This window comes from Streptomyces sp. NPDC048751 (assembly GCF_043198595.1).
GTDB lineage: Bacteria > Actinomycetota > Actinomycetes > Streptomycetales > Streptomycetaceae > Streptomyces.
Genome location: NZ_JBICUX010000001.1, coordinates 242,634 through 265,870 on the forward strand (window position 1 = coordinate 242,634; position 23,237 = coordinate 265,870).

At 71.2% G+C, this 23,237-nt stretch carries 20 protein-coding genes; 12 read left to right on the plus strand and 8 right to left on the minus strand.

Translation table 11 applies throughout. The annotated features are described in order from the left end of the window. Positions 1-43: 43 nt before the first annotated feature. Positions 44-931, minus strand: coding sequence for a LysR substrate-binding domain-containing protein (locus ACGFNV_RS01065; protein ID WP_393618348.1), 888 nt, complete (start codon positions 929-931; stop codon positions 44-46). Between the two features lie 167 nt (positions 932-1,098). Between ACGFNV_RS01065 and ACGFNV_RS01070 the strand changes: the two genes are divergently transcribed. Beyond that, the gene (locus ACGFNV_RS01070) at positions 1,099-2,115 is read left to right on the plus strand and encodes a bile acid:sodium symporter family protein (RefSeq protein WP_393619954.1); all 1,017 of its coding nucleotides are present in this window, start codon (positions 1,099-1,101) and stop codon (positions 2,113-2,115) included. A 13-nt stretch (positions 2,116-2,128) separates the two neighbouring features. Here ACGFNV_RS01070 and ACGFNV_RS01075 read toward each other — a convergent pair whose 3' ends face one another. Both ACGFNV_RS01075 and ACGFNV_RS01080 read right to left on the minus strand, forming a co-directional pair. Then, on the minus strand, positions 2,129-4,006 hold the full coding sequence (locus ACGFNV_RS01075) for an exo-alpha-sialidase (protein WP_393618350.1): 1,878 nt from the start codon (positions 4,004-4,006) through the stop codon (positions 2,129-2,131). A 103-nt stretch (positions 4,007-4,109) separates the two neighbouring features. Then, positions 4,110-5,027, minus strand: a complete 918-nt coding sequence (locus ACGFNV_RS01080; protein ID WP_393618352.1) for a zinc-binding alcohol dehydrogenase family protein — start codon at positions 5,025-5,027, stop codon at positions 4,110-4,112. Between the two features lie 121 nt (positions 5,028-5,148). On the opposite strand from ACGFNV_RS01080, the gene ACGFNV_RS01085 reads away from it, so the two are divergent. Then, positions 5,149-5,586 (plus strand): MarR family winged helix-turn-helix transcriptional regulator, encoded by a 438-nt coding sequence (locus tag ACGFNV_RS01085; protein WP_393618353.1) that lies wholly within the window; start codon positions 5,149-5,151, stop codon positions 5,584-5,586. Positions 5,587-5,683: 97 nt separating this feature from the next. Here the strand turns inward: ACGFNV_RS01085 and fdhD are convergent, their stop codons facing one another. Genes fdhD through ACGFNV_RS01110 form a run of 5 tightly spaced genes read right to left on the minus strand, consistent with a single transcriptional unit; the run spans position 5,684 to position 12,127 of the window. Next, positions 5,684-6,532 (minus strand): formate dehydrogenase accessory sulfurtransferase FdhD, encoded by an 849-nt coding sequence (fdhD, locus tag ACGFNV_RS01090; protein WP_393618355.1) that lies wholly within the window; start codon positions 6,530-6,532, stop codon positions 5,684-5,686. A 7-nt stretch (positions 6,533-6,539) separates the two neighbouring features. Then, positions 6,540-7,400 carry a 2Fe-2S iron-sulfur cluster-binding protein gene (locus ACGFNV_RS01095; RefSeq protein ID WP_393618356.1) on the minus strand — a complete coding sequence of 287 codons (861 nt, stop codon included), beginning with the start codon at positions 7,398-7,400 and terminating at the stop codon, positions 6,540-6,542. Then, the gene (locus ACGFNV_RS01100; RefSeq protein WP_393618358.1) at positions 7,397-9,229 is read right to left on the minus strand and encodes an NADH-ubiquinone oxidoreductase-F iron-sulfur binding region domain-containing protein; all 1,833 of its coding nucleotides are present in this window, start codon (positions 9,227-9,229) and stop codon (positions 7,397-7,399) included. The genes ACGFNV_RS01095 and ACGFNV_RS01100 overlap by 4 nt, the downstream gene beginning before the upstream one ends. Positions 9,230-9,233: 4 nt before the next feature. Continuing rightward, positions 9,234-11,159: a molybdopterin oxidoreductase family protein gene (locus ACGFNV_RS01105; RefSeq protein WP_393618360.1), complete on the minus strand. Its 1,926-nt coding sequence runs from the start codon at positions 11,157-11,159 to the stop codon at positions 9,234-9,236. After that, positions 11,156-12,127, minus strand: coding sequence for a 2-dehydropantoate 2-reductase (locus ACGFNV_RS01110; protein ID WP_393618362.1), 972 nt, complete (start codon positions 12,125-12,127; stop codon positions 11,156-11,158). The genes ACGFNV_RS01105 and ACGFNV_RS01110 overlap by 4 nt, the downstream gene beginning before the upstream one ends. 245 nt (positions 12,128-12,372) lie before the next feature. Here ACGFNV_RS01110 and ACGFNV_RS01115 point away from each other — a divergent pair, with 245 nt between their 5' ends. From ACGFNV_RS01115 to ACGFNV_RS01160, 10 genes are all read left to right on the plus strand, one after another. Continuing rightward, the gene (locus ACGFNV_RS01115) at positions 12,373-13,704 is read left to right on the plus strand and encodes an OFA family MFS transporter (protein WP_393618363.1); all 1,332 of its coding nucleotides are present in this window, start codon (positions 12,373-12,375) and stop codon (positions 13,702-13,704) included. Continuing rightward, positions 13,673-13,807, plus strand: coding sequence for a hypothetical protein (locus tag ACGFNV_RS01120; RefSeq protein WP_267882582.1), 135 nt, complete (start codon positions 13,673-13,675; stop codon positions 13,805-13,807). Before ACGFNV_RS01115 ends, ACGFNV_RS01120 begins: the two co-directional genes overlap by 32 nt. Before the next feature lie 148 nt (positions 13,808-13,955). Beyond that, positions 13,956-14,903, plus strand: coding sequence for a beta-ketoacyl-ACP synthase III (locus tag ACGFNV_RS01125; RefSeq protein WP_393618365.1), 948 nt, complete (start codon positions 13,956-13,958; stop codon positions 14,901-14,903). A gap of 129 nt (positions 14,904-15,032) precedes the next feature. Then, a complete protein-coding gene (locus ACGFNV_RS01130) occupies positions 15,033-15,710 on the plus strand; it encodes a GntR family transcriptional regulator (RefSeq protein WP_393618366.1) in 678 nt (225 codons plus the stop codon). A 198-nt stretch (positions 15,711-15,908) separates the two neighbouring features. After that, entirely contained in the window at positions 15,909-17,090 is a 1,182-nt protein-coding gene (locus tag ACGFNV_RS01135; protein WP_393619956.1) for an ROK family protein, read from the plus strand. A gap of 150 nt (positions 17,091-17,240) precedes the next feature. After that, a complete protein-coding gene (locus ACGFNV_RS01140) occupies positions 17,241-18,767 on the plus strand; it encodes a sugar ABC transporter ATP-binding protein (protein WP_393618367.1) in 1,527 nt (508 codons plus the stop codon). Continuing rightward, a complete protein-coding gene (locus ACGFNV_RS01145) occupies positions 18,764-19,783 on the plus strand; it encodes an ABC transporter permease (protein WP_393618369.1) in 1,020 nt (339 codons plus the stop codon). The genes ACGFNV_RS01140 and ACGFNV_RS01145 overlap by 4 nt, the downstream gene beginning before the upstream one ends. A 17-nt stretch (positions 19,784-19,800) precedes the next feature. Beyond that, positions 19,801-20,841, plus strand: a complete 1,041-nt coding sequence (locus tag ACGFNV_RS01150; RefSeq protein ID WP_393618370.1) for a substrate-binding domain-containing protein — start codon at positions 19,801-19,803, stop codon at positions 20,839-20,841. 119 nt (positions 20,842-20,960) lie between these two features. Further along, a complete protein-coding gene (locus tag ACGFNV_RS01155) occupies positions 20,961-22,172 on the plus strand; it encodes a Gfo/Idh/MocA family protein (protein WP_393618372.1) in 1,212 nt (403 codons plus the stop codon). A gap of 13 nt (positions 22,173-22,185) precedes the next feature. Further along, positions 22,186-23,184 (plus strand): sugar phosphate isomerase/epimerase family protein, encoded by a 999-nt coding sequence (locus ACGFNV_RS01160; RefSeq protein WP_393618373.1) that lies wholly within the window; start codon positions 22,186-22,188, stop codon positions 23,182-23,184. Positions 23,185-23,237 lie beyond the last annotated feature (53 nt).

Below are 23,237 nucleotides of genomic sequence, written 5' to 3' on the forward strand. Positions count from 1 at the left end.
AGACGGTGCCGGCCCGGACCGAAGCAGTCCTTCCTGTCGTGCTTCAACGACCTCTGGGAGGCCGCGACCCCGTAGTCACCAGCCGGTTCCCGCCGGCCAGGATCGCCGACGCCAGCGCGTCCGCCGCGCCCTGCGCGGAGGCGCGGCGACGGCCGTGCACCACGACGAAGTCGACACCGCCGAGTTCCGGCAGCCCCGCCCGCTCACGCACCCGCACCAGGCCCGGCGGGATCAGGCCGCGTGAGTGCGCCATCACGCCCAGCCCCGCCCGGGCCGCCGCGATCAGCCCGTTCAGGCTGCCGCTGGTGCACGCCACGCGCCACTCGCGGCCCTGCCGCTGAAGGGCCTCGAAGGCGAGCGCGCGGGTGATGCCGGGCGGCGGGTAGACGATGAGCGGGACCGGTCGGGCGGGGTCCAGGCGGAGCCGCTCCGCCCCGATCCACACCAGCTCGTCCTGCCAGACCAGCTCCCCGCGCGGGTCCTCGGGGCGCCGCTTGGCCAGCACGAGGTCCAGCTTCCCGGCCGCGAGCTGCTCGTGCAGCGTGCCCGACAGCTCGACGGTCAGCTCCAGGTCGACCTCGGGATGGTCGTGGCGGAACCCCTCGAGGATCTCCGGCAGCCGGGTCAGCACGAAGTCCTCCGAGGCGCCGAAGCGCAGCCGGCCGCGCAGCCGGGTGCCGGTGAAGAACGCCGTCGCCTGCTCGTGCACCTCCATGAGCCGCCGCGCGAAGCCGAGCATCGCCTCACCGTCCTCGGTGAGCTCCACCGAGTGGGTGTCCCGGGTGAACAGCTGCCGTCCGGTCGCGTCCTCCAGCCGCCGCACGTGCTGGCTGACCGTGGACTGACGCAGGCCCAGCCGCCGGGCCGCCTGCGTGAAGCTCAGCGTCTGGGCCACCGCGAGGAAGGTGCGCAGATGAGAGGGGTCGTACACGCGTACCACGGTACCCGGTCATCATGGAACGCGATGACAGTCAGAGCGGTATGACGGATTCCCGATCACGGGTTCGAGGAGCACGATGGAGAGGGGCCCCCTGGGCCCAGCACCGTGAACGAACGAGCAAGTGGAGCACCGTGAAACGCCTGCGCTGGCCGAGCCGGCTGCCGATCGACCCGTACATCCTGCTGCTGCTCGGGACGGTGGGCCTGGCGGCCCTCTTCCCCGCGCGCGGCACGGGCGCCGACATCGCCTCCGGCGCCTCCACCGCGGCGATCGCCTTCCTGTTCTTCCTGTACGGGGCCCGCCTGTCCACCCGCGAGGCGCTCGACGGGCTCAAGCACTGGCGGCTGCACGTCACCGTGCTGGCCTGTACCTTCGTGATCTTCCCGCTGCTGGGCCTGGCCGCCCGCGGCCTGGTCCCGGTCCTGCTGACCCAGCCGCTCTACCAGGGCCTGCTCTTCCTGACCCTGGTCCCGTCGACCGTCCAGTCGTCGATCGCCTTCACCTCCATGGCCCGGGGCAACGTGCCCGCCGCGATCTGCGCGGGCTCCTTCTCCTCCCTCGTCGGCATCGTCGTCACCCCGCTGCTCGCCGCCGCGCTGCTCGGCAGCAGCGCCGGCGGGTTCTCCGCCGGCTCCCTCCTGTCCATCGTGCTCCAGCTGCTCGTGCCGTTCATGGCGGGACAGCTGCTGCGCCGGTGGATCGGCGGCTTCGTCACCCGGCACAAGAAGGTCCTCGGCCTGGTCGACCGCGGCTCGATCCTCCTCGTCGTCTACACCGCGTTCAGCGCCGGCATGGTCCAGGGCATCTGGCACCGGGTCAGCGCGGTCCGGCTCGGCGCTCTGCTCGTCGTCGAGGCCGTCCTGCTCGCGGTGATGCTGCTGCTGACCTGGTACGGCGGCAAGGCGCTGCGCTTCGGCCGGGAGGACCGGATCGCGATCCAGTTCGCCGGCTCCAAGAAGTCCCTCGCCTCCGGACTGCCCATGGCGAGCGTCCTGTTCGGCGCGCACGCCTCACTGGCGGTGCTGCCGCTGATGCTCTTCCACCAGATGCAGCTGATGGTCTGCGCGGTGATCGCCAAGCGCCGGGCGCGCGACCCGGAGGCGGAGTCGGCCGGGGTGGCGGAGCCGACGCGAGGACCCCGCACCACGGTGGGCACGGGGTCGCCGTCGCGCTGAGGCATGCCGTACGTCAGCGCCCGCCCCGCACCCGGTCCAGGGGCAGCCACAGGACACTGCCCCGGCCGGTGCCGAGGTGCTGACGATCTGTCAGCTCGGTGTCGCTCAGGGCCCGGTCCCACACGTGCACGTCGTCGATGGCGCCGGTGAAGAAGGCCCGGCTGTCCATGCGCTGGCCGACGTGCACACCGAACGGCGAGTTGCGGCTGACCGAGCCGGGCACGTCCGCCGCGCTGATCGCCGTACCGTCGACGAACAGGGTGAGCTGCCCCCCGCCGCGCCGCAGCGCCAGGTGGTGCCAGGCGCCGTCGTTGTAGGCGCCGTCGGTGCGCACGTACGCCGACCGTGGGGGCGAGGCGCCGTCGCGTACGGTGATCAGGCCCTGGAGGCGGTTGTTGGCGGGCTCGGCGCGCAGCCAGACCTGCGGCTGGTTCGTGCCGATGCCGCCCATCCACAGCAGGGGCTGTTCGCCGGTGGTGGCGGTGTAGCGGAACCACAGCGAGGCGGTGAAGTCCTTCGTGCCGAGCGGCAGTCCGCCGCGGTACGGCAGGCGTACGGCGTCGTCGGCGCCGTCGAAGGAGAGCGCGCCGCCGAACACGCCGTCCGTCTCCTCGACGCCCCCGAGGACGGCGGCGGGCTTCTTGGGCGACGCCAGGTCGAGCGTGGTCGGGTCCGGGCCGCGGCGCGGCTTCAGCCAGTCCTCGGTGAAGCGGGCGAAGCGGATCTCGTCCCGGGCGTCGACGGCACCGCCCTCGTACAGCAGGCCCACCGCGTCCCCGCCGATGTGCACCAGGTCGGAGTAGCCCGACCAGTCCGTGGTGACGACGGTGCCGCGGTCCACGCTGTCCCAGGTGCGGCCGCCGTCGTAGGAGGAGCGGATCATCATGGTGCGGCGCCGGTCGGGGTCGCCCGGGCAGGCCAGCAGGATGCGGTTGCCGAGGCGCAGCATCGAGCCCTGGACCTGCGGGGTGTACAGGTCCGGGAGGTCCTGGAAGGGGGCGGTGAAGCTGTTGCCGCCGTCGCGGCTGACGGCCTGGGTGCGGTGGCCGAGGTCGGTGCCGTCCTGCTCGCGGCCGCTGACGAGGACCGAGCCGTCGGCGCGCTCCGCCAGCGTCACCTCCGACGGCTTCTGGCGGAAGAGTCCGTCGGCTCCTATCGGCCACGAGTCGGTCGCACCGACCTTCCAGTGGTCGCCGCCGTCGTCGCTGACGATCAGCGCCGCGTGGTTGGCGCTCACCCGACTGCCGTTCCACGTCTCGGTGTTGACCCCGAACACCAGCCGCCCGGCGTGCTTGCCCCGGGTCAGCTGGATGCCGTGGACGGGGCCGGTGGCGTACCAGGAGTTCCAGTTGCCGGGCAGGATCTCGTCGCTCAGGTCGCGCGGCTCCGACCAGGTCGCGCCGTCGTCGTCGCTGTACTGCAGGTGCGGGGTGCGGTCGCAGGGCACCTCGCAGCCCGCGCTGTCCGTACGGCCCGTGTTGTAGGTCTCCGCCAGCAGGATGCGGCCGGTTTCACGGTCCACGACCGGGGCGGGATTGCCGTGCGTGTCGCCGTCGCCCTCGTTGACCACCTGGAGCGGGCCCCAGGTGCGGCCGCCGTCGGTGGACCGCTTGAGCACGATGTCGATGTCGGCGGCGTCACCGCAGTTGAGGACCCGGCCCTCGGCGAACGCGAGGAGTGTGCCGTCGGTCGTCCGCACCACCGCGGGAATGCGGAAGCAGGCGTAACCGGGGTCCTGGGAGGCCTTGAAGAGGATCTGCTGCTCGAACTGGGGCTGGGGGGTGCCGGATTGGGCCTGTGCTGCCGGGCCCGGGAGCGAGACCAGTGCGGCGGCCGCCGCGATCAGGGCGGCCAGGGTGATTCTGAGTCCTCCGCGAACACTTGACGGCATGGTACGACCTGCCCTTCAGCGTCTGGACATCCGGACATTCTACGTCCAACGTGCGCGCCACAGACGTTAGTTGGGGTCTTCGGCGCCTCACAAGAAGCGTGCGTCAGGGGATCAGTACGACTTTGCCGGTGTTGGCCCGCGACTCGATCGCCTCGTGGGCCTCGGCCGCGTCCTCCAGGGCGAACTCCGCGTGCACGGTGGGCCGTACGGACCCGTCGGCGAACAGCTGCCACAGCTCCCGCAGCCACCGCTCGTACAACTCCGGCTCGCCGCGCGCGATCCGCGCCATCTGGAAACCGATCACGGACTTGGCGCCCACCAGAAGGTCGTACGCCCGGATCGTCCCGCCGCCCGAGCTGTACGCCACCAGCCGCCCGCCGGGCGCGAGGGCCGCGACAGCCGGGGTGAGCAGGTCGCCGCCCACCGCGTCGAGGGCGTAGTCGACGGGCTCGCCCCAGCTCTCGTCGCCGTAGCCGATCACCTCGTCCGCGCCGAGCGAGCGCACGAAGCCGGCCTTGGCCGGGTCGGAGACCGCGCCGACGACCCGGGCGGCGCCCCGGTGGCGCGCGAGCTGCACGGCCAGGTGCCCGACGCCACTCGCGGCGGCCGTTACCAGGGCCGATTCACCAGGTTGTGGGCGTGCCGCCGTGAGCGCGCCGAGGGCCACCAGTCCGCTGCGGACGAGGGCGACCGCGTCGACGGCGGAGGCGTCCGCGGGCACCGGCGAGGCCATCGCCTCGTGCAGGGTGGCGAAGTCCGCGTAGCCGTGTCCGAAGCAGAGCCCCGTCACGCGGTCGCCGGTCCGGAAGCGGGTGGCGCCGTCCCCGACCGCCACGACCTCCCCGGCGATCTCGCCCCCGAGGGGGATCGGCTCGGCGGCTTCGGTGACCTTGCGGACGACCGGCAGGGTGACGCCGACGGCCTCGCAGCGCACGAGGAGTTCACCGGGGCCGGGCTCGGGGACCGGGGTCTCTTCGAGGAAGAGGGGGCCGCCGGGGGACTCGTAACGGACGCGGCGCATCACACCTCCGGAGTCGTCGGGTGCTCCATCATTCGTTGGGAACACCCATGAAATCGTGGGGAGCCCCAACGGTAACGAACGATCATTGGGAAGTCCAATAATCATTCGTTAGGCTTCCGGTATGGCCGAAGCACCGCTCCCCGCGATCCGCTCACTGCCCAGCTGGCTCCTCGGCCGGGCGGCCGCCCGGGGACGGGCCCTGGTGGCGCAGGCGCTGGCCGAGGAGGGGATGAAGATGTGGCACCACGTCGTGCTCTCCGCCGTCCGTGACCTCGCACCCGTCGCCCAGGCGGACCTCGGCCGCGGAGTCCGACTCGATCCGAAGGATCTGGTCGGCATCCTCAACGACCTTCAGTCCGCCGGACTCGTCGTGCGTGAACCGGACCCCAGGGACCGCCGCAAGAACGCGGTGTCCCTGACGGACCAGGGCGCCAGGATGCTGACCCGCTGCGAGAAGGTCGCCCGCGAGGCGAACGACGCGCTGCTGGAACCGCTCTCACCGGCCGAACGGGAGCGGTTCATGGAGCTGTTGACCCGGATCTCGGGCACGGCGGACTGACCGCCGACGCACCCGCCGACCCCCGAGACGGGGCCCCTGCGGCGCAGGGGGCGCTCCCCGCCGGTCGGGGCCCCGCCGCCGTGTCGCGGGCAGCCGGTCAGCCCTGGGTGGCCGCGGCCCGCAGGGCGACGCGGTCCTCGCCCGCGTACACGTTCATGGAGCTGCCCCGAAGGAAGCCCACCAGCGTCAGACCGGTCTCCACGGCCAGGTCCACGGCCAGCGACGAGGGCGCCGAGACCGCCGCCAGCATCGGAACGCCCGCCATCACGGCCTTCTGCGCCAGCTCGAAGGAGGCCCGCCCCGACACCAGCAGGATCGTGCGCGACAGCGGCAGCTCCCCGTTCTGCAGGGCACGGCCGACCAGCTTGTCGACCGCGTTGTGCCGGCCCACGTCCTCCCGTACGTCCAGCAGCTCCCCGCTCTCCGAGAACAGGGCCGCCGCGTGCAGGCCCCCGGTCCGGTCGAAGACCCGCTGGGCCGCCCGCAGCCGGTCGGGGAGGCTCGCCAGCAGCTCGGGCTCCACCCGGAGCGGGGTAGTGTCGGCGATGGGCCAGCGGGTCGTCGTCCGCACCGCGTCCAGGCTCGCCTTGCCGCACAGACCGCACGACGAGGTCGTGTAGACGTTCCGCTCCAGGGTGATGTCGGGGACGACGACATCCGGGGCCGTCCGCACGTCCACCACGTTGTAGGTGTTGGATCCGTCCGCGGTCGCCCCGGCGCAGTAGACGATGTTCTGCAGATCGGATGCGGTCGCCAGGACGCCCTCGCTCACCAGGAACCCGGCGGCGAGCGCGAAGTCGTCGCCGGGTGTCCGCATGGTGATCGCGAGCGGCTTCCCGTTGAGCCTGATCTCCAGGGGTTCCTCGGCGACGAGCGTGTCCGGGCGACTGGAGACCGCCCCGTCCCGTATCCGCAGTACCTTGCGTCGTTCCGTGACTCGTCCCATGTCCTGATCAGCCCCGGTTCTGTACGTGCTGGTAGCCGAAACGGCCCTTGATGCAGAGGTTGCCGTGGGTCACCGGGTTGTCGTGCGGCGAGGTGACCTTCACGATCTCATTGTCCTGCACGTGCAGCGTCAGGTTGCAGCCCACTCCGCAGTACGCGCACACCGTCGTCGTCTCCGTCTGCGCCGACTCGTCCCAGGTGCCGGCCGCGCGCATGTCGAACTCCGACCGGAACGACAGCGCGCCCGTCGGGCACACCTCGATGCAGTTCCCGCAGTACACGCACGCCGAGTCGGTCAGCGCGGCGTCGTGCTCGACCGCGATCCGGGCGTCGAAGCCGCGCCCCGCGACGGAGATCGCGAAGGTGTTCTGCCACTGGTCGCCGCACGCGTCGACGCACTTGTAGCACAGGATGCACTTGTCGTAGTCGCGCACGTACAGGTCGTTGTCGATCCGCGGTTCCTCGTTCAGGCGCGCCGCGTCGAGGCCGAACCGTTCCGGCTTAGCGTCGTACTCCTTGATCCAGTCGGCGACCTTCGGGGTCGTCGACAGATCCACCGAGGAGGCGAGCAGCTCCAGGACGATCTTGCGGCTGTGCCGGGCGCGTTCGGTGTCCGTCCGCACCTCCATGCCCGGCTCGGCCCGGCGGGAGCAGGCCGGGACGAGGGTCCTGGACCCCTCCACCTCCACCACACAGACGCGGCAGGCGTTCTTCGGCGTGAGGGTGTCGCCCTGGCACAGCGTGGGCACGTCCTTCCCCGCGGCCCGGCAGGCGTCGAGGATCGTCGCACCCTCGGGGACCCTGGCCTCCTCCCCGTCGACCGTGAACTCGACCAAGCGACGCGGCACTCCGAGCGGTATCGCGGTCATTCGTACGCCCCCAGACGGTCGATGGCGGATTCCACGGCGTTCCATGCGGTCTGCCCGAGACCGCAGATCGAGGCGTCCCGCATCGCGCGGCCGACCTCCCTGAGCAGGGCGATGTCGTCCGCGGCCGCCGCGCCCGAGCGCTCCACGATCCGGTGCAGCGCCTCCTCCTGGCGCACGGTCCCGACCCGGCACGGCACACACTGCCCGCACGACTCGTCCCGGAAGAACTCGGCGATGCGCAGCAGCAGCCTGGGCAGCGGCACGGTGTCGTCGAAGGCCATGACGACCCCGGACCCGAGTGTGGTGCCGGCCTCCCGGGTGCCTTCGAAGGTGAGCGGGATGTCGAGTTCGTCGGGCCGTACGAAGCCGCCGGCCGCCCCACCGAGGAGCACCGCCCGCAGCCGCTCGCGCACGCCGGCCTTCTCGAGCAGCTCGCCCAGCGTCGCGCCGAACGGCAGCTCGTAGATCCCGGGCCGCTCCACACTGCCCGATACGCAGAACAGCTTGGGCCCGGTGGATTGCCGGGTCCCGATCGCCGCGTACGCCGCCGCACCCGTCGTCAGGATCGGCAGCACGTTGACCAGCGTCTCGACGTTGTTCTCGACCGTCGGCTTGCCGAACAGGCCCTTCTCCACGGGGAACGGCGGCTTGGAGCGGGGTTCGCCCCGGTAGCCCTCGATGGAGTTGAACAGCGCGGTCTCCTCACCGCAGATGTAGGCGCCCGCGCCGCGCCGGATCTCGATGTCGAAGGCGTAGCCCTGGCCGAGGATGTCGTCCCCGAGCAGCCCCCGGGCTCGTGCACGGTCGACGGCATATTGCATACGGCCAAGCGCCCGCGGATATTCGCCGCGGAGATACAGGTAGCCGCGGTGGGCGCCGATCGCGTACGCCGCGATCGTCATCGCCTCGACGAGCGCGAACGGGTCGCCCTCCATGATCACGCGGTCCTTGAAGGTGCCCGGTTCCGACTCGTCGGCGTTGCAGACGACGTAGTGCGGACGATCGGGCTGGGAGGCCGTCGCCTGCCACTTGCGGCCGGTCGGGAAGGCGGCTCCGCCGCGCCCCACCAGACCGGAGTCGGTGACTTCGCGGACGACACCGGCGGGACCGAGCTCGAAGGCCCGGCGCAGGGCCGCGTACCCGCCGTGGGCGCGGTAGTCGTCGAGACTCGTCGGGTCCACGACGCCGACGCGGCGGAGCAGGACCAGTGACGGGTCCCCGGCCTGGGGCACGGCCAGCACGGCCGGTGGTTCCTGGGGCGCCGAGTCGGGCGCGGTCGCGGCGAGGACGGCCTCCCGCACGCTCGCCGGCGCCGACACCGCCGTACGCACCGGATCCCCCGCCCTGACCGCGAGTGCGGCCGGAGCCCGCTCGCACAGGCCGAGGCAGGGGCCGCGCTCGACGTGCACGCCACTGCCGGGGCCCAGCCGTGCCTCGACCCCGGCGCACAGCTCGGACGCCCCGGCCGCCGCGCAGGCGAGGTCGGTGCACACATGGAGCACGGTCGCGGGGCGCGGCCCGACCGAGAACATGGCGTAGAACGTGGCCACGCCGTACGCCTCCGCCGGCGGCACGGTCAGCCGCCGGCACAGGTAGTCGAGGGCGCCCTCGCTGATCCAGCCGATCCGGTCGTTGATCGCGTGCAGCCCCGGCAACAGCAGGTCGCGCCGGTCCCGGGCCTCCCGGCCGCCGCGTGCCCACCTCAGGTCGGCGGCCCGCATCTCGTCGCGGGCGGCGCCCTCCCACGAGGACTGAGGCGGGCCGAGCAGCGCGTCGACCGCCGCCCGCTCCTCGTCCGTCGGCTTGCTGTCGCCGAAGTGCAGGTCCACCAGGTCACCTCACGATGGTCGCGACGGGAAGCTTCTCGATCCGGATCGCCGACGCCTTGAACTCCGCCGTCCCCGCGATCGGGCAATTGGCCTCGATCGTCAGCCGGTTGGTGTCCACCTCGTCGGGAAAGTGCATGGTCATGAAGGCGAGCCCGGGCCTGAGGGCCGTGTCGATCCAGACGGGAGCCACGACCGCGCCCCGCCGCGACGACACCTGGACCTCCTCGCCGACGACGACCCCGTAGCGCTCGGCGTCCTCGGGGCACAGCTCGATGTACTCGCCGCGACGCAGCGGGGACGCGAACCCCCCGCTCTGGACACCGGTGTTGTAGGAGTCGAGGCGCCGTCCGGTGGTCAGCCGGATCGGGTACTCCTCGTCGGTGAGGTCGACCGGCGGGTCGTGCGGCACGATCCCGAACGGCGCCGGCATCCCACGCTCGGCGGGGTCCTTCTCCCACAACCGGCCGTGCAGGTAGGTCGGTTCGAGCCGATCGGTGCTCGGACAGGGCCACTGGATGCCCTGGTGTTCCTCCAGCCGGGCGTACGTCATCCCGTAGTGGTCCGGCGAGACCGAACGCAGCTCGTTCCAGACCGCCTCGGAGTCGGCGTACTTCCAGTCGTGACCGAGCCGGGCCGCGAGGTCGCAGAGGATGTCGATGTCCTCGCGGGCCTCGCCGGGCGGGGTGACCGCCCGGCGCACCCGCTGAACCCGGCGTTCGCTGTTGGTGGTGGTGCCCTCGGTCTCGGCCCAGCCGGCGGTCGCGGGCAGGACGACGTCGGCCGACTCGGCGGTCTTCGTGAGGAAGATGTCCTGCACGACGAGGAAGTCCAGCTGCCGCAGGCGCCGCACGGCCTGCTCGCTGTCGGCCTCCGACTGCGCCGGGTTCTCGCCGATGCAGTAGACGGCCCTGAGCGTGCCCTCCTCCATCGCCTCGAACATCTCCGTCAGGTTCAGCCCGTAGTGCGGCTGGATGACGGTGTCCCACGCCGACTCGAACTTCAGCCGGGTCTCGGGGTCGAGGATGTCCTGAAAGCCCGGGAGGCGGTTGGGGATGGCGCCCATGTCGCCGCCGCCCTGCACGTTGTTCTGCCCGCGCAGCGGTTGCAGACCCGAGCCGTACCGGCCGACGTGCCCGGTCAGCAGGGACAGGTTGATCAGCGCGCGTACGTTGTCGGTGCCGTTGTGGTGCTCGGTGATGCCGAGGGTCCAGCACAGCTGGGCGCGCTCGGCGCGGGCGTAGGCGTGCGCCAACTCCCGTATGGCCCGCGCCGGTACGCCGGTCACCTTCTCGGCGAGGGACAGCGTCCAGGGCTCGACCAGCGCCCGGTACTCCTCGAAGCCGGAGGTCGCCCGCTCGATGAACGCCTCGTTGGCCAGGCCCGCGTGGATGATCTCGCGGCCGATCGCGTGCGCCATCGGGATGTCCGTGCCGACGTTGAGGCCGAGCCAGCTCTCCGCCCACTCGGCGGTGGAGGTGCGGCGCGGATCGACGGCGTACATCCGGGCGCCGTTCCTGATCCCCTTCAGGGCGTGCTGGAAGAAGATCGGGTGCGCGAAGCGGGCGTTGGAGCCCCACATCACGATGACGTCCGTGTGCTCGATCTCCTCGTACGACGACGTCCCGCCGCCGGAGCCGAAGGCCGCGGACAACCCGGCGACGCTGGGAGCATGACAGGTCCGGTTGCAGGAGTCGACGTTGTTGGTGCCCATGACCACGCGGGCGAACTTCTGCGCCACGTAGTTCATCTCGTTGGTGGCGCGGGCGCAGGAGAACATGCCGAACGCGCCACGTGCGGCCTCCAGGCCGCGGGCGGCGCGGTCGAGTGCCTCCTCCCAGCTCGCCTGCCGGAAGGGCTCGTCGCGTGAGTCCCGTACCAGGGGATGGGTGAGCCGGGTGTAGGTCTTCGGGCTTCGGTCGCGTTTCCTCATGCGGCGCTCCTCAGCGCGAGCAGGTCCGAGAGGGCGTGGACGGTGCGCAGGGTGGGCACCTCCACGCCGGTGATGTCCGCCAACTCCACGACCGCGGCGAGCAGTACGTCGAGTTCGAGCGGTTTGCCGCGCTCCAGGTCCTGGAGCGTGGAGGTGCGGTGGTCGCCGACGCGCTCCGCGCCCGCGAGGCGGCGCTCGATGGAGACGCCGACCTCGCAGCCGAGGGCCCCGGCGACGGCGAGCGTCTCCGTCATCATGATCTCGATGACCCTGCGGGTGCCGCCGTGCAGGCACATCTGCCGCATGGTCGCGCGGGCCAGCGCGCTGATCGGGTTGAAGGAGATGTTGCCGAGCAGCTTGAGCCAGATGTCGTTGCGCAGGTCCGGCTCCACCGGGCACTTCAGCCCGCCGGCCCGCATGGCCTCGCTGAGGGCGAGGCACCGCCCGGACACGGTGCGGTCCGGCTCGCCGACGGAGAACCGGGTGCCTTCGAGATGGCGTACGACTCCTGGCTCCGCCAGCTCTGTCGCCGCGTACACGACGCAGCCGACGGCCCGTTCGGGCGCGATCACCGCACTGACCGCGCCGCCCGGGTCCACGCTCTCGACGCGGTGGCCGTCGTAGGGTCCGCCGTGCCGGTGGAAGTACCACCAGGGAATGCCGTTCTGGGCGGCCACGACCGCCGTGGTGTCGTGCAGCAGTGGCTCGATCAGCGGCCCGCACGCCGCGTACGAGTTGGCCTTCAGGCCCAGGAAGACGTAGTCGACCGGGCCGATCTCGGCCGGGTCGTCGGTGGCGTGGGCGCGGGCGGTGAAGTCGCCGCGCGGGCTGAGAACCCGTACTCCGTCCCGCCTCATGGCCGCCAGATGCGGTCCACGGGCGACGAGATGCACATCGGCGCCCGCACGGTGGAGCCCGGCGCCGACGTAGGCGCCGATGGCACCGGCGCCGAGAACTGCGACTTTCATGGTGAGGGAGCTCCGTTCGGTCGAGGGTACCGAGGAACTGTCGAACGCTGACCGGACTCTGCCGAATCCTGTCGACGAAATATTGTCTACAGTATGGAGGTTGGGCCAGCAAGGGTTCGCGCAGCACCCGCGTGCGTGGGGATACCGGTCGGTCCGACCGTTCGGCGCGCCCGGAATACCGTTCATCGCATACGGTCGACGCGCCGCCTTCTCAACTGGCCTCAGGGTTCCTACCGTTCGGCATCATGAGTCCCCCTGTCGCACCCCCGGGCTGGAGCCGCTGGCTGGTTCCGCCCGCCGCGCTCTCCGTCCACCTCTCCATCGGCCAGGCGTACGCCTGGAGCGTGTTCAAGCCGCCGCTGGAATCGGCGCTCGGCCTCAGCGGCACCCAGAGCGCGCTGCCCTTCCAGCTCGCCATCGTGATGCTCGGACTGTCCGCCGCGTTCGGCGGCACGCTCGTGGAGCGCAACGGGCCGCGCTGGGCGATGACGGTCGCCCTCGTGTGCTTCTCGTCCGGCTTCCTGATCTCCGCGCTCGGCGCCGCGACGGAGCAGTACTGGCTGATCGTCCTCGGCTACGGCTTCGTCGGCGGGATCGGCCTCGGCATCGGCTACATCTCACCCGTCTCGACCCTGATCAAGTGGTTCCCCGACCGACCCGGCATGGCCACCGGCATCGCCATCATGGGCTTCGGCGGCGGTGCGCTCATCGCCTCGCCCTGGTCGGCGCAGATGCTGGAGTCCTTCGGCGCCGACCACTCCGGGATCGCGCTCGCGTTCCTGGTGCACGGGCTGTCGTACGCCGTGTTCATGCTGCTGGGCGTGCTGCTGGTGCGGGTGCCGCGCACCGAGCGGCCGGTCGACAGCGGGCCCGGTGTCCTGACCGGTCCGCAGGTCTCGGCCCGCAGCGCCGTGCGCACCCCGCAGTTCTGGTGCCTGTGGGTCGTGCTGTGCATGAACGTGACCGCCGGCATCGGCATCCTGGAGAAGGCCGCCCCGATGATCACGGACTTCTTCGCCGACACCTCGACCCCGGTCTCCGCGACGGCCGCGGCCGGCTTCGTCGCCCTGCTGTCCGCGGCCAACATGGCGGGCCGCATCGGCTGGTCCTCCACCTCCGACCTGATCGGACGCAAGAACATCTACCGCGTCTACCTGGGCGTCGGTGCCGTGCTGTACGCGCTGATCGCTCTGTTCGGGGACTCCTCCAAGCCCCTGTTCATCCTGTGCGCGCTGGTGATCCTCTCCTTCTACGGCGGCGGTTTCGCGACGGTCCCCGCCTACCTCAAGGACCTCTTCGGCACGTACCAGGTCGGCGCGATCCACGGCCGGCTGCTCACCGCCTGGTCCACGGCCGGTGTCCTCGGCCCGCTCATCGTGAACTGGATCGCCGACCGGCAGGAGGAGGCCGGCAAGCACGGCGCGTCCCTGTACGGACTCTCCTTCGGCATCATGATCGGACTCCTTGTCGTCGGCTTCGTCGCCAACGAACTCGTCCGGCCCGTCGACGCCCGCCACCACGTCCCCGCCCCGAGGGAGGCCGCCGATGTCGCACGACAGCAGCCCGAGTCCGCCTGACCGGCGACCACTGATCGCCTTCGCCTGGCTGTGGGTCGGCGCGCCGCTCGCCTACGGCCTCTACGAACTCGTACTGAAGGCGAAGCAGCTGTTCACCGGGTAGGTGTCCGGGGGCGGCCGGGAGCCCGAGGCCTGATGGAAGCCGACAACACCTGAGGCCGATTCCTGTGGCTTCACCTGCCGTCGTACCCGTGAGTCACTGATCAGACTGGTGGGTCCCGCTACCCGAAGCAACTTAGGGGGACCCCCCAATGAACGGCTCGCGCATCGCCGCCGTCGGCCACTACCAGCCCGCCAAGGTACTCACCAACGAGGACCTGGCGGGCCTGGTCGACACCAGCGACGAGTGGATCACGTCCCGGGTGGGCATCCGCACGCGGCACATCGCCGGTCCCGACGAGCCCGTCGACGAGCTGGCCGCACACGCCGCCGCCAAAGCGCTCGCGACGGCGGGGCTGACGCCGGGCGACATCGACCTGGTGCTGGTCGCGACCTCCACGGCCGTCGACCGCTCCCCGAACATGGCCGCCCGTGTCGCCGCCCGCCTCGGCGTGCCGAACCCCGCCGCCATGGACGTCAACGTGGTGTGCGCCGGATTCACCCACGCGCTGGCCACCGCCGACCACACCGTGCGCGCGGGAGCGGCGAGCCGTGCACTTGTCATCGGCGCCGACAAGATGTCCGACGTCACCGACTGGACCGACCGTACGACGTGCGTGCTCGTCGGGGACGGCGCGGGCGCCGCCGTGGTGGAGGCCTGTCCGCCGGGTGAGGAGCCGGGCATCGGGCCCGTGCTGTGGGGGTCGGTGCCCGAGATGGGGCACGCCGTGCGCATCGAGGGGCAGCCCGCGCGGTTCGCGCAGGAGGGGCAGAGCGTCTACCGCTGGGCGACCCAGCAACTGCCGCCCCTGGCCCGCCAGGCCTGCGAGCGGGCCGGCCTCGCCCCCGCGGACCTCGCCGCCGTCGTCCTGCACCAGGCGAACCTGCGCATCATCGAGCCCCTCGCGGAGAAGATCGGCGCGGTCAACGCCGTGGTCGCGCGGGACGTGTGCGAGTCCGGGAACACCTCGGCCGCCAGCATCCCGCTGGCGCTCTCCAAGCTGGTGGAGCAGGGCGGGATCTCCACGGGCGACCCGGTGCTGCTGTTCGGGTTCGGCGGCAACCTGTCGTATGCGGGGCAGGTGGTGCGCTGCCCGTGAGGGGGCGTGTGACGAGGTCGACCGCGCCCTGCTCTGGTAACTGTGCGCCGTAGACTGTAGACGAAAGACAATCGATACTGATTGTCCGGCCGTGGTCGGCCCGGCGCCGTCCAGGAGGGGGAGCGACCGATGTTGTCGACAGGACTGCCGCAGGGCGCGGTGCCCAAACTCGAACGCCCCGGCCCGCTGCGCGACCGTGTCTACGAGGCGCTGCTCGAACTCATCACCACCCGCGCTCTCCAGCCCGGCCAGCACCTGGTCGAGAGCGAACTCGCCGGGCACCTCGGAGTCTCCCGCCAGCCGGTGCGTGAGGCACTGCAGCGGCTGAACACCGAGGGCTGGGTCGATCTGCGGCCCGCCCAGGGCGCGTTCGTGCACGAGCCGACCGAGGAGGAGGCCGACCAACTCCTCACCGTGCGTACGCTCCTGGAGGGCGAGGCCGCCCGGCTCGCCGCGGTGAACGCGGACAGCGCCGGCATCGCCGCGTTGGACGAACTGTGCGCGCAGGGACGGTTGGCCGTCGCCAAGGACGACGTGGACGCGGCCGTCGTCCTCAACGCCCGCTTCCACGCGAAGATCATGGAGCTGGCCGGCAACGCCGTCCTCGCCGAACTCGCCGCCCAGGTCGACCGCCGCGTCCGCTGGTACTACACACCGGTCGCCCGCCGGCGCGGACACAAGTCCTGGGCGGAGCACGCGGAACTCATCACCGCGATCGTGGCCGGCGACCAGCAGGAGGCCGCCCGCCTCATGCGCGAACACACCGAGCACACGCGGAAGTCGTATCACGAGCGCGCCAAGTCCTGAGTCCGGCCGGGCCCTTCACCCTGCGTGACCCCTCACCTCGGGCTCACCCTTGTCTGCCGCTTTCTTTGTCCTGTCAGTGGAGAAAGTTCGCAGCAATCCATGCACGGCTTCTTCCCAGCCCCGGCAGTCGCTGCTACGTTCCCCTCGAAAGCCCGACACGGGTGGCCCGATCGAGGCGGGGAGGGGTTCGTGAGACGTATGACGGCACGCCCCGCCAACGCGCACCAGGCCCGGCTGCTCAAGCTGTTGCGTGATTCCGGGCCCAACTCCCGTGCCCAACTGGGTGACCAGGTCGACCTGTCGCGGTCCAAGCTGGCCGTGGAGGTCGACCGGCTGCTGGAGACGGGTCTCGTCGTGGCCGACGGACTCGCCGCCTCGCGCGGCGGGCGCCGCTCCCACAACATCCGGCTCGCGCCGGGCCTCCGCTTCCTCGGCATCGACATCGGCGCCACCTCCGTCGACGTCGCGGTCACCAACGCGGAACTGGAGATCCTGGGCCACATCAACCAACCCATGGACGTGCGCGAGGGACCGGTCGCGGTCTTCGAGCAAGTCCTGGCCATGGCCGCCAAGTTGCGGGCATCGGGGCTCGCGGAGGGCTTCGACGGCGCCGGCATCGGCGTCCCCGGCCCGGTCCGCTTCCCCGAGGGCGTACCGGTCGCGCCGCCGATCATGCCGGGCTGGGACGGTTTCCCCGTGCGGGAGGCGCTCAGCCAGGAACTCGGCTGCCCGGTCATGGTCGACAACGACGTGAACCTCATGGCGATGGGGGAGCAGCACGCGGGCGTCGCCCGCTCCGTGGGCGACTTCCTCTGCGTCAAGATCGGCACCGGCATCGGCTGCGGCATCGTCGTCGGCGGTGAGGTCCACCGCGGTGCGACGGGCAGCGCGGGCGACATCGGGCACATCCAGGCCGTGCCCGACGGACGCCCCTGCGCCTGCGGCAACCGGGGTTGTCTGGAAGCCCACTTCAGCGGAGCGGCCCTGGCCCGCGACGCGCTGGAGGCGGCCCAGCAGGGCCTCAGCGTCGAACTCGCGACCCGGCTGGAGACCAACGGCGTCCTGACCGCCGTGGACGTCGCCGCCGCGGCCGCCGCGGGCGACGCGACCGCCCTCGACCTGATCCGTGAGGGCGGCGACCGCGTCGGCCAGGTCATCGCCGGACTCGTCTCGTTCTTCAACCCCGGCCTGGTGCTGATCGGCGGCGGCGTGACCGGACTCGGCCACACCCTGCTCGCCGCGATCCGCACGCAGGTCTACCGCCAGTCACTGCCCCTGGCGACGGGCAACCTGCCCATCGTCCTCGGCGAGTTGGGGCCGACCGCCGGAGTCATCGGCGCGGCCCGGCTCATCAGCGACCACCTCTTCTCGCCCGCCTAGACCCCGACTTCGGTTCGGCTCACCAGTACAGCGCGTCGCTCCGCCCTGCTCTGCCCTGTTTGTACAAGAACGTCTGCTCTGCCTCAAGAGGCCCGCGCGGCAGGCGAATCACCCTGGAACCGGCCCGCACGTCCGCCGAGGGGAACCCACATGGCACCAGAACCACCGCTGCTCACCATGTCCGGCATCACCAAGTCCTTCCCCGGCGTCCGCGCCCTCGACGGCGTCGACCTGGACGTCCAGGCCGGAGAAGTGCACTGTCTGCTCGGTCAGAACGGTGCCGGGAAGTCCACCCTCATCAAGGTCCTGGCCGGCGCCCACCAGCCCGACACCGGCACGATCCACTGGCGCGGTGAGCCCGTCACGCTCCGCTCGCCCATCGCCGCCATGCGCCTCGGCATCGCCACCATCTACCAGGAACTCGACCTGGTCGAGCACCTGTCCGTCGCTGAGAACGTGCACCTCGGCCACGAACCCACGGCCGCCGGCTTCGTCGTACGGGGAAAGGCGGCGCGCGCGTCGACGGCCGCTCTGCTGAAGCGACTCGGGCACCCGGAGATCGACCCGTCTCGGCTCGTCGGCGCGCTGTCGGCGGCACAGCAGCAGATCGTCTCCATGGCGCGGGCGCTCTCCCACGACGTACGCCTCATCGTCATGGACGAGCCGTCGGCGGCGCTCGACCCCGACGAGGTCGACAACCTCTTCCGGATCGTCGCAGACCTCACCGCCGCGGGCGTCGCCGTCGTGTACATCTCGCACCGCCTGGAGGAGATCCGCCGCATCGGCGACCGCGTGACGGTACTGAAGGACGGCCGCGCGGTGGCGGGCGGGCTGCCCGCCAAGTCGACGCCGACCCGTGAGGTCGTGGCGCTGATGACGGGACGGAACGTGGAGTACGTCTTCCCCGAGCGGCCGGCGGCAGCGGGCTCGGTGCCGACCGGGGCGCCGGTCCTCCAGGTGCGGGGCCTGGCCCGGGAGGGCGAGTTCGCGCCCCTCGACCTCGACCTGCATCCCGGGGAGATCGTCGGACTCGCGGGGCTGGTCGGCTCCGGGCGGTCCGAGATCCTGGAGACCGTCTACGGCGCCCGCAAGCCGACCGCCGGTCAAGTCCTCGTCGACGGACGGCCGTTGCGACCCGGCAGCGTACGCGCGGCCGTACGCGCCGGTCTCGGTCTCGCACCGGAGGAACGCAAGGCGCAGGCACTGCTGATGCTGGAGTCCGTCACCCGCAACGTCTCCGTCTCCTCCATGTCCCGCTTCTCACGCGGGGGTTGGATCGACCGGAGCGCCGAACTCGGCGCGGCGTGGGCCGCGACACGGGAACTGTCGCTGCGCCCCGACAACCCGGCCGTCCCCGTGCGCACGCTGTCCGGCGGCAACCAGCAGAAGGCCGTCCTGGCCCGCTGGCTGCTGCGCGGCTGCCGTGTCCTGCTGCTGGACGAACCCACCCGCGGTGTCGACGTCGGCGCCCGCGCCGAACTGTACGCGGTCGTCCGACGACTGGCGGACGAAGGGCTCGCCGTGCTGCTGGTGTCCAGCGAGGTGCCGGAGGTGCTCGGCCTCGCCGACCGTGTGCTGGTGCTCCGCGAGGGCCGCGTCGTCCACACGGCGCCCGCCCGGGAGCTCGACGAACACCGCGTACTCGACCTCGTCATGGAAGGAAGCCCGGCGTCATGACGCAGCCCGTCTCCCCGCCCCGGGACAGCACCGACAAGGTGCCGTCGGTCGGCGAAATCCCCACCTGGCGCGGCCTCATGGCCCGCGCCGACGTCCGCACCCTGTCCCTTCTCGGCGTGCTCGCCGTCCTGGTCGTCATCGGCGGGATCACCAAGCCCGACGAGTTCCTCGACACCCGCAACCTCCAACTCGTCCTCACCCAGGCCTCGGTGATCGGTGTCGTCACCGTCGGCATGACCTTCGTGATCACCTCCGGAGGCATCGACCTGTCCGTCGGCGCGATCGTCGCCCTCGCCTCGGTGTGGGCGACCACCGTCGCCACGCAGGAGTTCGGCTTCGCGGGCATCCTCTTCACCGCGGTGCTCGTGGGGCTCGGCTGCGGCCTGGTGAACGGACTGCTCATCGCCTACGGCGCGATGGTCCCGTTCATCGCCACGCTCGCCATGCTGGCCTCGGCGCGCGGCCTGGCGTTGCAGATCACCGACGGCAGGACGCAGATCGTCACCGTCGACGGGATCCTCGAACTGGGCGAGCGCGACTCCTACGTGCTCGGGATCCCGCCGCTCGTCCTGGTCTTCGCGGCCGTGACGGTCATCGGCTGGCTGCTGCTCAACCGGACCACCTTCGGGCGCCGCACGGTCGCCGTCGGCGGCAACGCGGAGGCCGCCCGGCTCGCCGGCATCGACGTCCGCCGCCAGCGGCTCTACCTCTACCTGCTGTCCGGGCTGTGCTGCGGCATCGCCGCCTTCCTGCTGATCGTCCTGTCCGGCTCGGGCCAGAACACCAACGGCAACCTCTACGAACTCGACGCCATCGCCGCCGCGATCATCGGCGGCACGCTGCTCAGCGGCGGCCGCGGCACCATCACCGGCTCCGTACTCGGCGTCCTGATCTTCACCACGATCACCAACATCTTCGCCCTGAACAACCTGCAGAGCGACGTCCAGCAGATCGCCAAGGGCGCGATCATCGTCGCCGCCGTGCTGGTCCAGCGCCGTACCGCGAGCACGACCTGAGGAAAGGGTTCACCGCCATGTCACACCTCACCAGTCGCAGAGGGCTGCTCTTCGGCACCGCCGCCGTGTCCGCGGGTGCCCTGCTCGCAGGTTGCACGAGTAACGAGCCCAGCGACGAGAAGCCGGCCGCCGACGACCGGCCCGCGGCCGACGACAAGCCCGGCAAGCAGGTCACCATCGGCTTCGCCGGTCCGCAGGCCGACCACGGCTGGCTGAACGCCATCAACGACAACGCCAAGAACCGGGCGAAGAAGTACACGGACGTCACCCTGGAGATCACCGAGGGCTCCAACGACACCGCCACACAGATCGGCCAGATCGAGACCCTCATCAACAAGAAGGTCGACGTCCTGGTCGTCCTGCCCGCCGACGGCAAGGCACTCACCCAGGTCGGCCTGAAGGCGATGCGCGCCGGCATCCCCGTCGTCAACCTCGACCGCATCTTCAACACCCCGCAGGCCTACCGGTGTTGGATCGGTGGCGACAACTACGGCATGGGGCTCAACGCCGGCCGCTACATCGGCGAGAAACTCAAGGGCAAGTCGAACGCCAAGGTCATCGAGCTGGCCGGCCTCGACAACCTGGAGCTGACCAAACAGCGCACCCAGGGCTTCGACGACGCGCTGAAGAACTATCCCAACATCAGGAAGGTGGCCCGCCAGGCCGCCGACTTCACGGTCGAGTCCGGACAGGCCAAGATGGCCCAGCTCCTCCAGGCCCAGTCCCAGTTCGACGCGGTGTGGAACCACGACGACGACCAGGGCGTGGGCGCGCTGCGCGCCGTGGCGCAGGCCGGGCGCGACGACTTCCTGATGGTCGGCGGCGCCGGCGCGCTCTCCGCCTTCCAGGCCATCAAACAGGACAACGGCGTCCTCAAGGCGACCGTCCTCTACCCGCCGACCATGGCCGCCTCCGCCATCGACCTCGCCCGCGCCCTCGGCCAGGGCAAGGGCGTCGGCGGCCTCGCCGAGTACGAGATCCCCGCCTCGATCACCCTGTACTCGGCCGTCGTCGACAAGGACAACGTCGACCAGTACATGTCCACCGGCTTCCGGTGAGCCCCGCCTTCGACTCCTACGGCCGCTCCCCGAGAGCCCGTCCACGGGCTTGAAGCGACCGGCTTCCCCCGAGGCGCCCGCACCCCCCACCGCGCCACGACGACGAGGAGGACCTCTGCATGGAACAGCCGCAGCAGTCAGCAGGACCGGAGGCCGAGAAGCCACCGTTGCGCGTCGGCATGGTCGGCTACGCCTTCATGGGCGCCGCCCACTCCCAGGGCTGGCGCACCGCGGGCCGTGTCTTCGAGCTGCCCCGCCGCCCGGTCCTCGCCGCGATCTGCGGCCGGGACGCGGCGGCCGTGCGCGCGGCGGCCGACCGGCACGGCTGGGCGGCTGCCGAGACCGACTGGCGCGCCCTGATCGCACGGGACGACATCGACGTCGTCGACATCTGCACCCCCGGCGACAGTCACGCCGAAATCGCCCTCGCCGCCCTGGCGGCCGGCAAGCACGTCCTGTGCGAGAAGCCCCTGGCGAACACCGTCGAAGAGGCCGAGCGCATGACGTACGCCGCCGAAGAGGCCTACGCGCGCGGCCAGGTGGCCATGGTCGGCTTCAACTACCGCCGGGTCCCCGCCACCGCGCTGGCCCGCCGGATGGTCGCCGAGGGCAGGCTCGGCACCCTGCGGCACGTACGGGTGACGTACCTTCAGGACTGGCTGGTGGACCGGGACTTCCCACTGACCTGGCGCCTGCGCAAGGAACTCGCCGGATCCGGCTCACTCGGTGACCTGGGCGCACACATCGTCGACCTGGCGCAGTGCCTTGCCGGGGAGAGGCTGGCCGGTGTCTCCGCGCTCACCGAGACCTTCGTACGGCAGCGGCCGCTGCCCGGCGGGGGTGCGAGCGGCGGACTGGCCGCCGTGTCGACCGCCGGTACCGGCACGGTCACCGTCGACGACGCCGCCCTGTTCACCGGCCGCTTCGCCTCCGGCGCCCTCGCCTCCTTCGAGGCCACCCGGTACGCCACCGGTCGCAAGAACGCCCTGCGCATCGAACTCAACGGCGAGCACGGCTCGTTGGCGTTCGACCTGGAGCGTCTCAACGAGCTCTGGTTCCACGACGGTTCGGAGCCCGCCGCACAGGCCGGCTTCCGGCGCATCCTCGTCACCGAGCCCGAACACCCCTACCTCGACGCCTGGTGGCCCCCGGGGCACGGACTCGGCTACGAGCACACCTTCGTCCACCAGGCCCGCGACCTGGTGCACGCCATCGCCGAGGGGCGCCGCCCCGAACCCTCCTTCGCCGACGGACTCCAGGTCCAGCGCGTCCTCGCGGCGGTGGAGGAGAGCGCCGAGAAGAACTCCGTCTACACCCCGATAGCGGTCTGAGGAGGCCCCACGCATGCCGCGCCAGTTCACGCTCTTCACCGGCCAGTGGGCCGACCTTCCCCTCGAAGAGGTCTGCCGCCTCGCCCGCGACTTCGGCTACGACGGACTCGAACTCGCCTGCTGGGGCGACCACTTCGAGGTCGACAAGGCCCTCGCCGACCCCTCGTACCTGACCTCCCGCCAGCAACTCCTCGACAAGTACGGCCTGAAGTGCTGGGCGATCTCCAACCACCTGGTCGGCCAGGCGGTCTGTGACGCCATCATCGACGAGCGGCACCGGGCGATCCTGCCCGAGCGCATCTGGGGCGACGGCGAGCCGGAAGGCGTCCGACAGCGGGCCGCCGCCGAGATCGCCGACACCGCCCGCGCCGCGGCCGCCTTCGGCGTCGAGACCGTGGTCGGCTTCACCGGCTCCGCGATCTGGCACCTGGTCGCCATGTTCCCACCCGTGCCCGAGTCGATGATCGAACGCGGGTACGAGGACTTCGCCGAACGCTGGAACCCGATCCTCGACGTCTTCGACGCGGAGGGCGTGCGGTTCGCCCACGAGGTGCACCCGAGCGAGATCGCATACGACTACTGGACGACCGTACGCACACTGGATGCTGTCGACCGTCGACCGGCCTTCGGCCTCAACTTCGACCCCAGCCACTTCGTGTGGCAGGACCTCGACCCGGTCGGCTTCCTGTGGGACTTCCGCGACCGCGTCTACCACGTGGACTGCAAGGAGGCCCGCAAGCGCCTCGACGGCCGCAACGGCCGCCTCGGCTCCCACCTGCCCTGGGGCGACCCGCGCCGCGGCTGGGACTTCGTGTCGGCCGGCCATGGCGACGTCCCCTGGGAGGACGTCTTCCGGATGCTGCGCTCCATCGACTACCAGGGCCCCGTCTCCGTGGAGTGGGAGGACGCCGGCATGGACCGGCTCCAGGGCGCCCCGGAGGCCCTGACCCGCCTCAAGGCGTACGACTTCGAGCCGCCGTCGGCCTCCTTCGACGCGGCGTTCGGGAACTGACTGTCTCGCAACTCTCCTGTCTCAGCTCTCCTGTCTCTCAACTCTCCTGTTTC

What these genes read in the sequence shown, in the direction of transcription:
- ACGFNV_RS01125 (WP_393618365.1), top strand. Translation starts at nt 13,956, where the DNA reads ATGAACGGCTCGCGCATCGCCGCCGTCGGCCACTACCAGCCCGCCAAG.
- ACGFNV_RS01150 (WP_393618370.1), top strand. Translation starts at nt 19,801, where the DNA reads ATGTCACACCTCACCAGTCGCAGAGGGCTGCTCTTCGGCACCGCCGCC.
- fdhD (WP_393618355.1), bottom strand. Translation starts at nt 6,532, where the DNA reads ATGGGACGAGTCACGGAACGACGCAAGGTACTGCGGATACGGGACGGG.
- ACGFNV_RS01120 (WP_267882582.1), top strand. Translation starts at nt 13,673, where the DNA reads ATGTCGCACGACAGCAGCCCGAGTCCGCCTGACCGGCGACCACTGATC.
- ACGFNV_RS01155 (WP_393618372.1), top strand. Translation starts at nt 20,961, where the DNA reads ATGGAACAGCCGCAGCAGTCAGCAGGACCGGAGGCCGAGAAGCCACCG.
- ACGFNV_RS01075 (WP_393618350.1), bottom strand. Translation starts at nt 4,006, where the DNA reads ATGCCGTCAAGTGTTCGCGGAGGACTCAGAATCACCCTGGCCGCCCTG.
- ACGFNV_RS01105 (WP_393618360.1), bottom strand. Translation starts at nt 11,159, where the DNA reads ATGAGGAAACGCGACCGAAGCCCGAAGACCTACACCCGGCTCACCCAT.
- ACGFNV_RS01135 (WP_393619956.1), top strand. Translation starts at nt 15,909, where the DNA reads ATGACGGCACGCCCCGCCAACGCGCACCAGGCCCGGCTGCTCAAGCTG.
- ACGFNV_RS01080 (WP_393618352.1), bottom strand. Translation starts at nt 5,027, where the DNA reads ATGCGCCGCGTCCGTTACGAGTCCCCCGGCGGCCCCCTCTTCCTCGAA.
- ACGFNV_RS01160 (WP_393618373.1), top strand. Translation starts at nt 22,186, where the DNA reads ATGCCGCGCCAGTTCACGCTCTTCACCGGCCAGTGGGCCGACCTTCCC.
- ACGFNV_RS01110 (WP_393618362.1), bottom strand. Translation starts at nt 12,127, where the DNA reads ATGAAAGTCGCAGTTCTCGGCGCCGGTGCCATCGGCGCCTACGTCGGC.
- ACGFNV_RS01115 (WP_393618363.1), top strand. Translation starts at nt 12,373, where the DNA reads ATGAGTCCCCCTGTCGCACCCCCGGGCTGGAGCCGCTGGCTGGTTCCG.
- ACGFNV_RS01130 (WP_393618366.1), top strand. Translation starts at nt 15,033, where the DNA reads ATGTTGTCGACAGGACTGCCGCAGGGCGCGGTGCCCAAACTCGAACGC.
- ACGFNV_RS01085 (WP_393618353.1), top strand. Translation starts at nt 5,149, where the DNA reads ATGGCCGAAGCACCGCTCCCCGCGATCCGCTCACTGCCCAGCTGGCTC.
- ACGFNV_RS01145 (WP_393618369.1), top strand. Translation starts at nt 18,764, where the DNA reads ATGACGCAGCCCGTCTCCCCGCCCCGGGACAGCACCGACAAGGTGCCG.
- ACGFNV_RS01095 (WP_393618356.1), bottom strand. Translation starts at nt 7,400, where the DNA reads ATGACCGCGATACCGCTCGGAGTGCCGCGTCGCTTGGTCGAGTTCACG.
- ACGFNV_RS01140 (WP_393618367.1), top strand. Translation starts at nt 17,241, where the DNA reads ATGGCACCAGAACCACCGCTGCTCACCATGTCCGGCATCACCAAGTCC.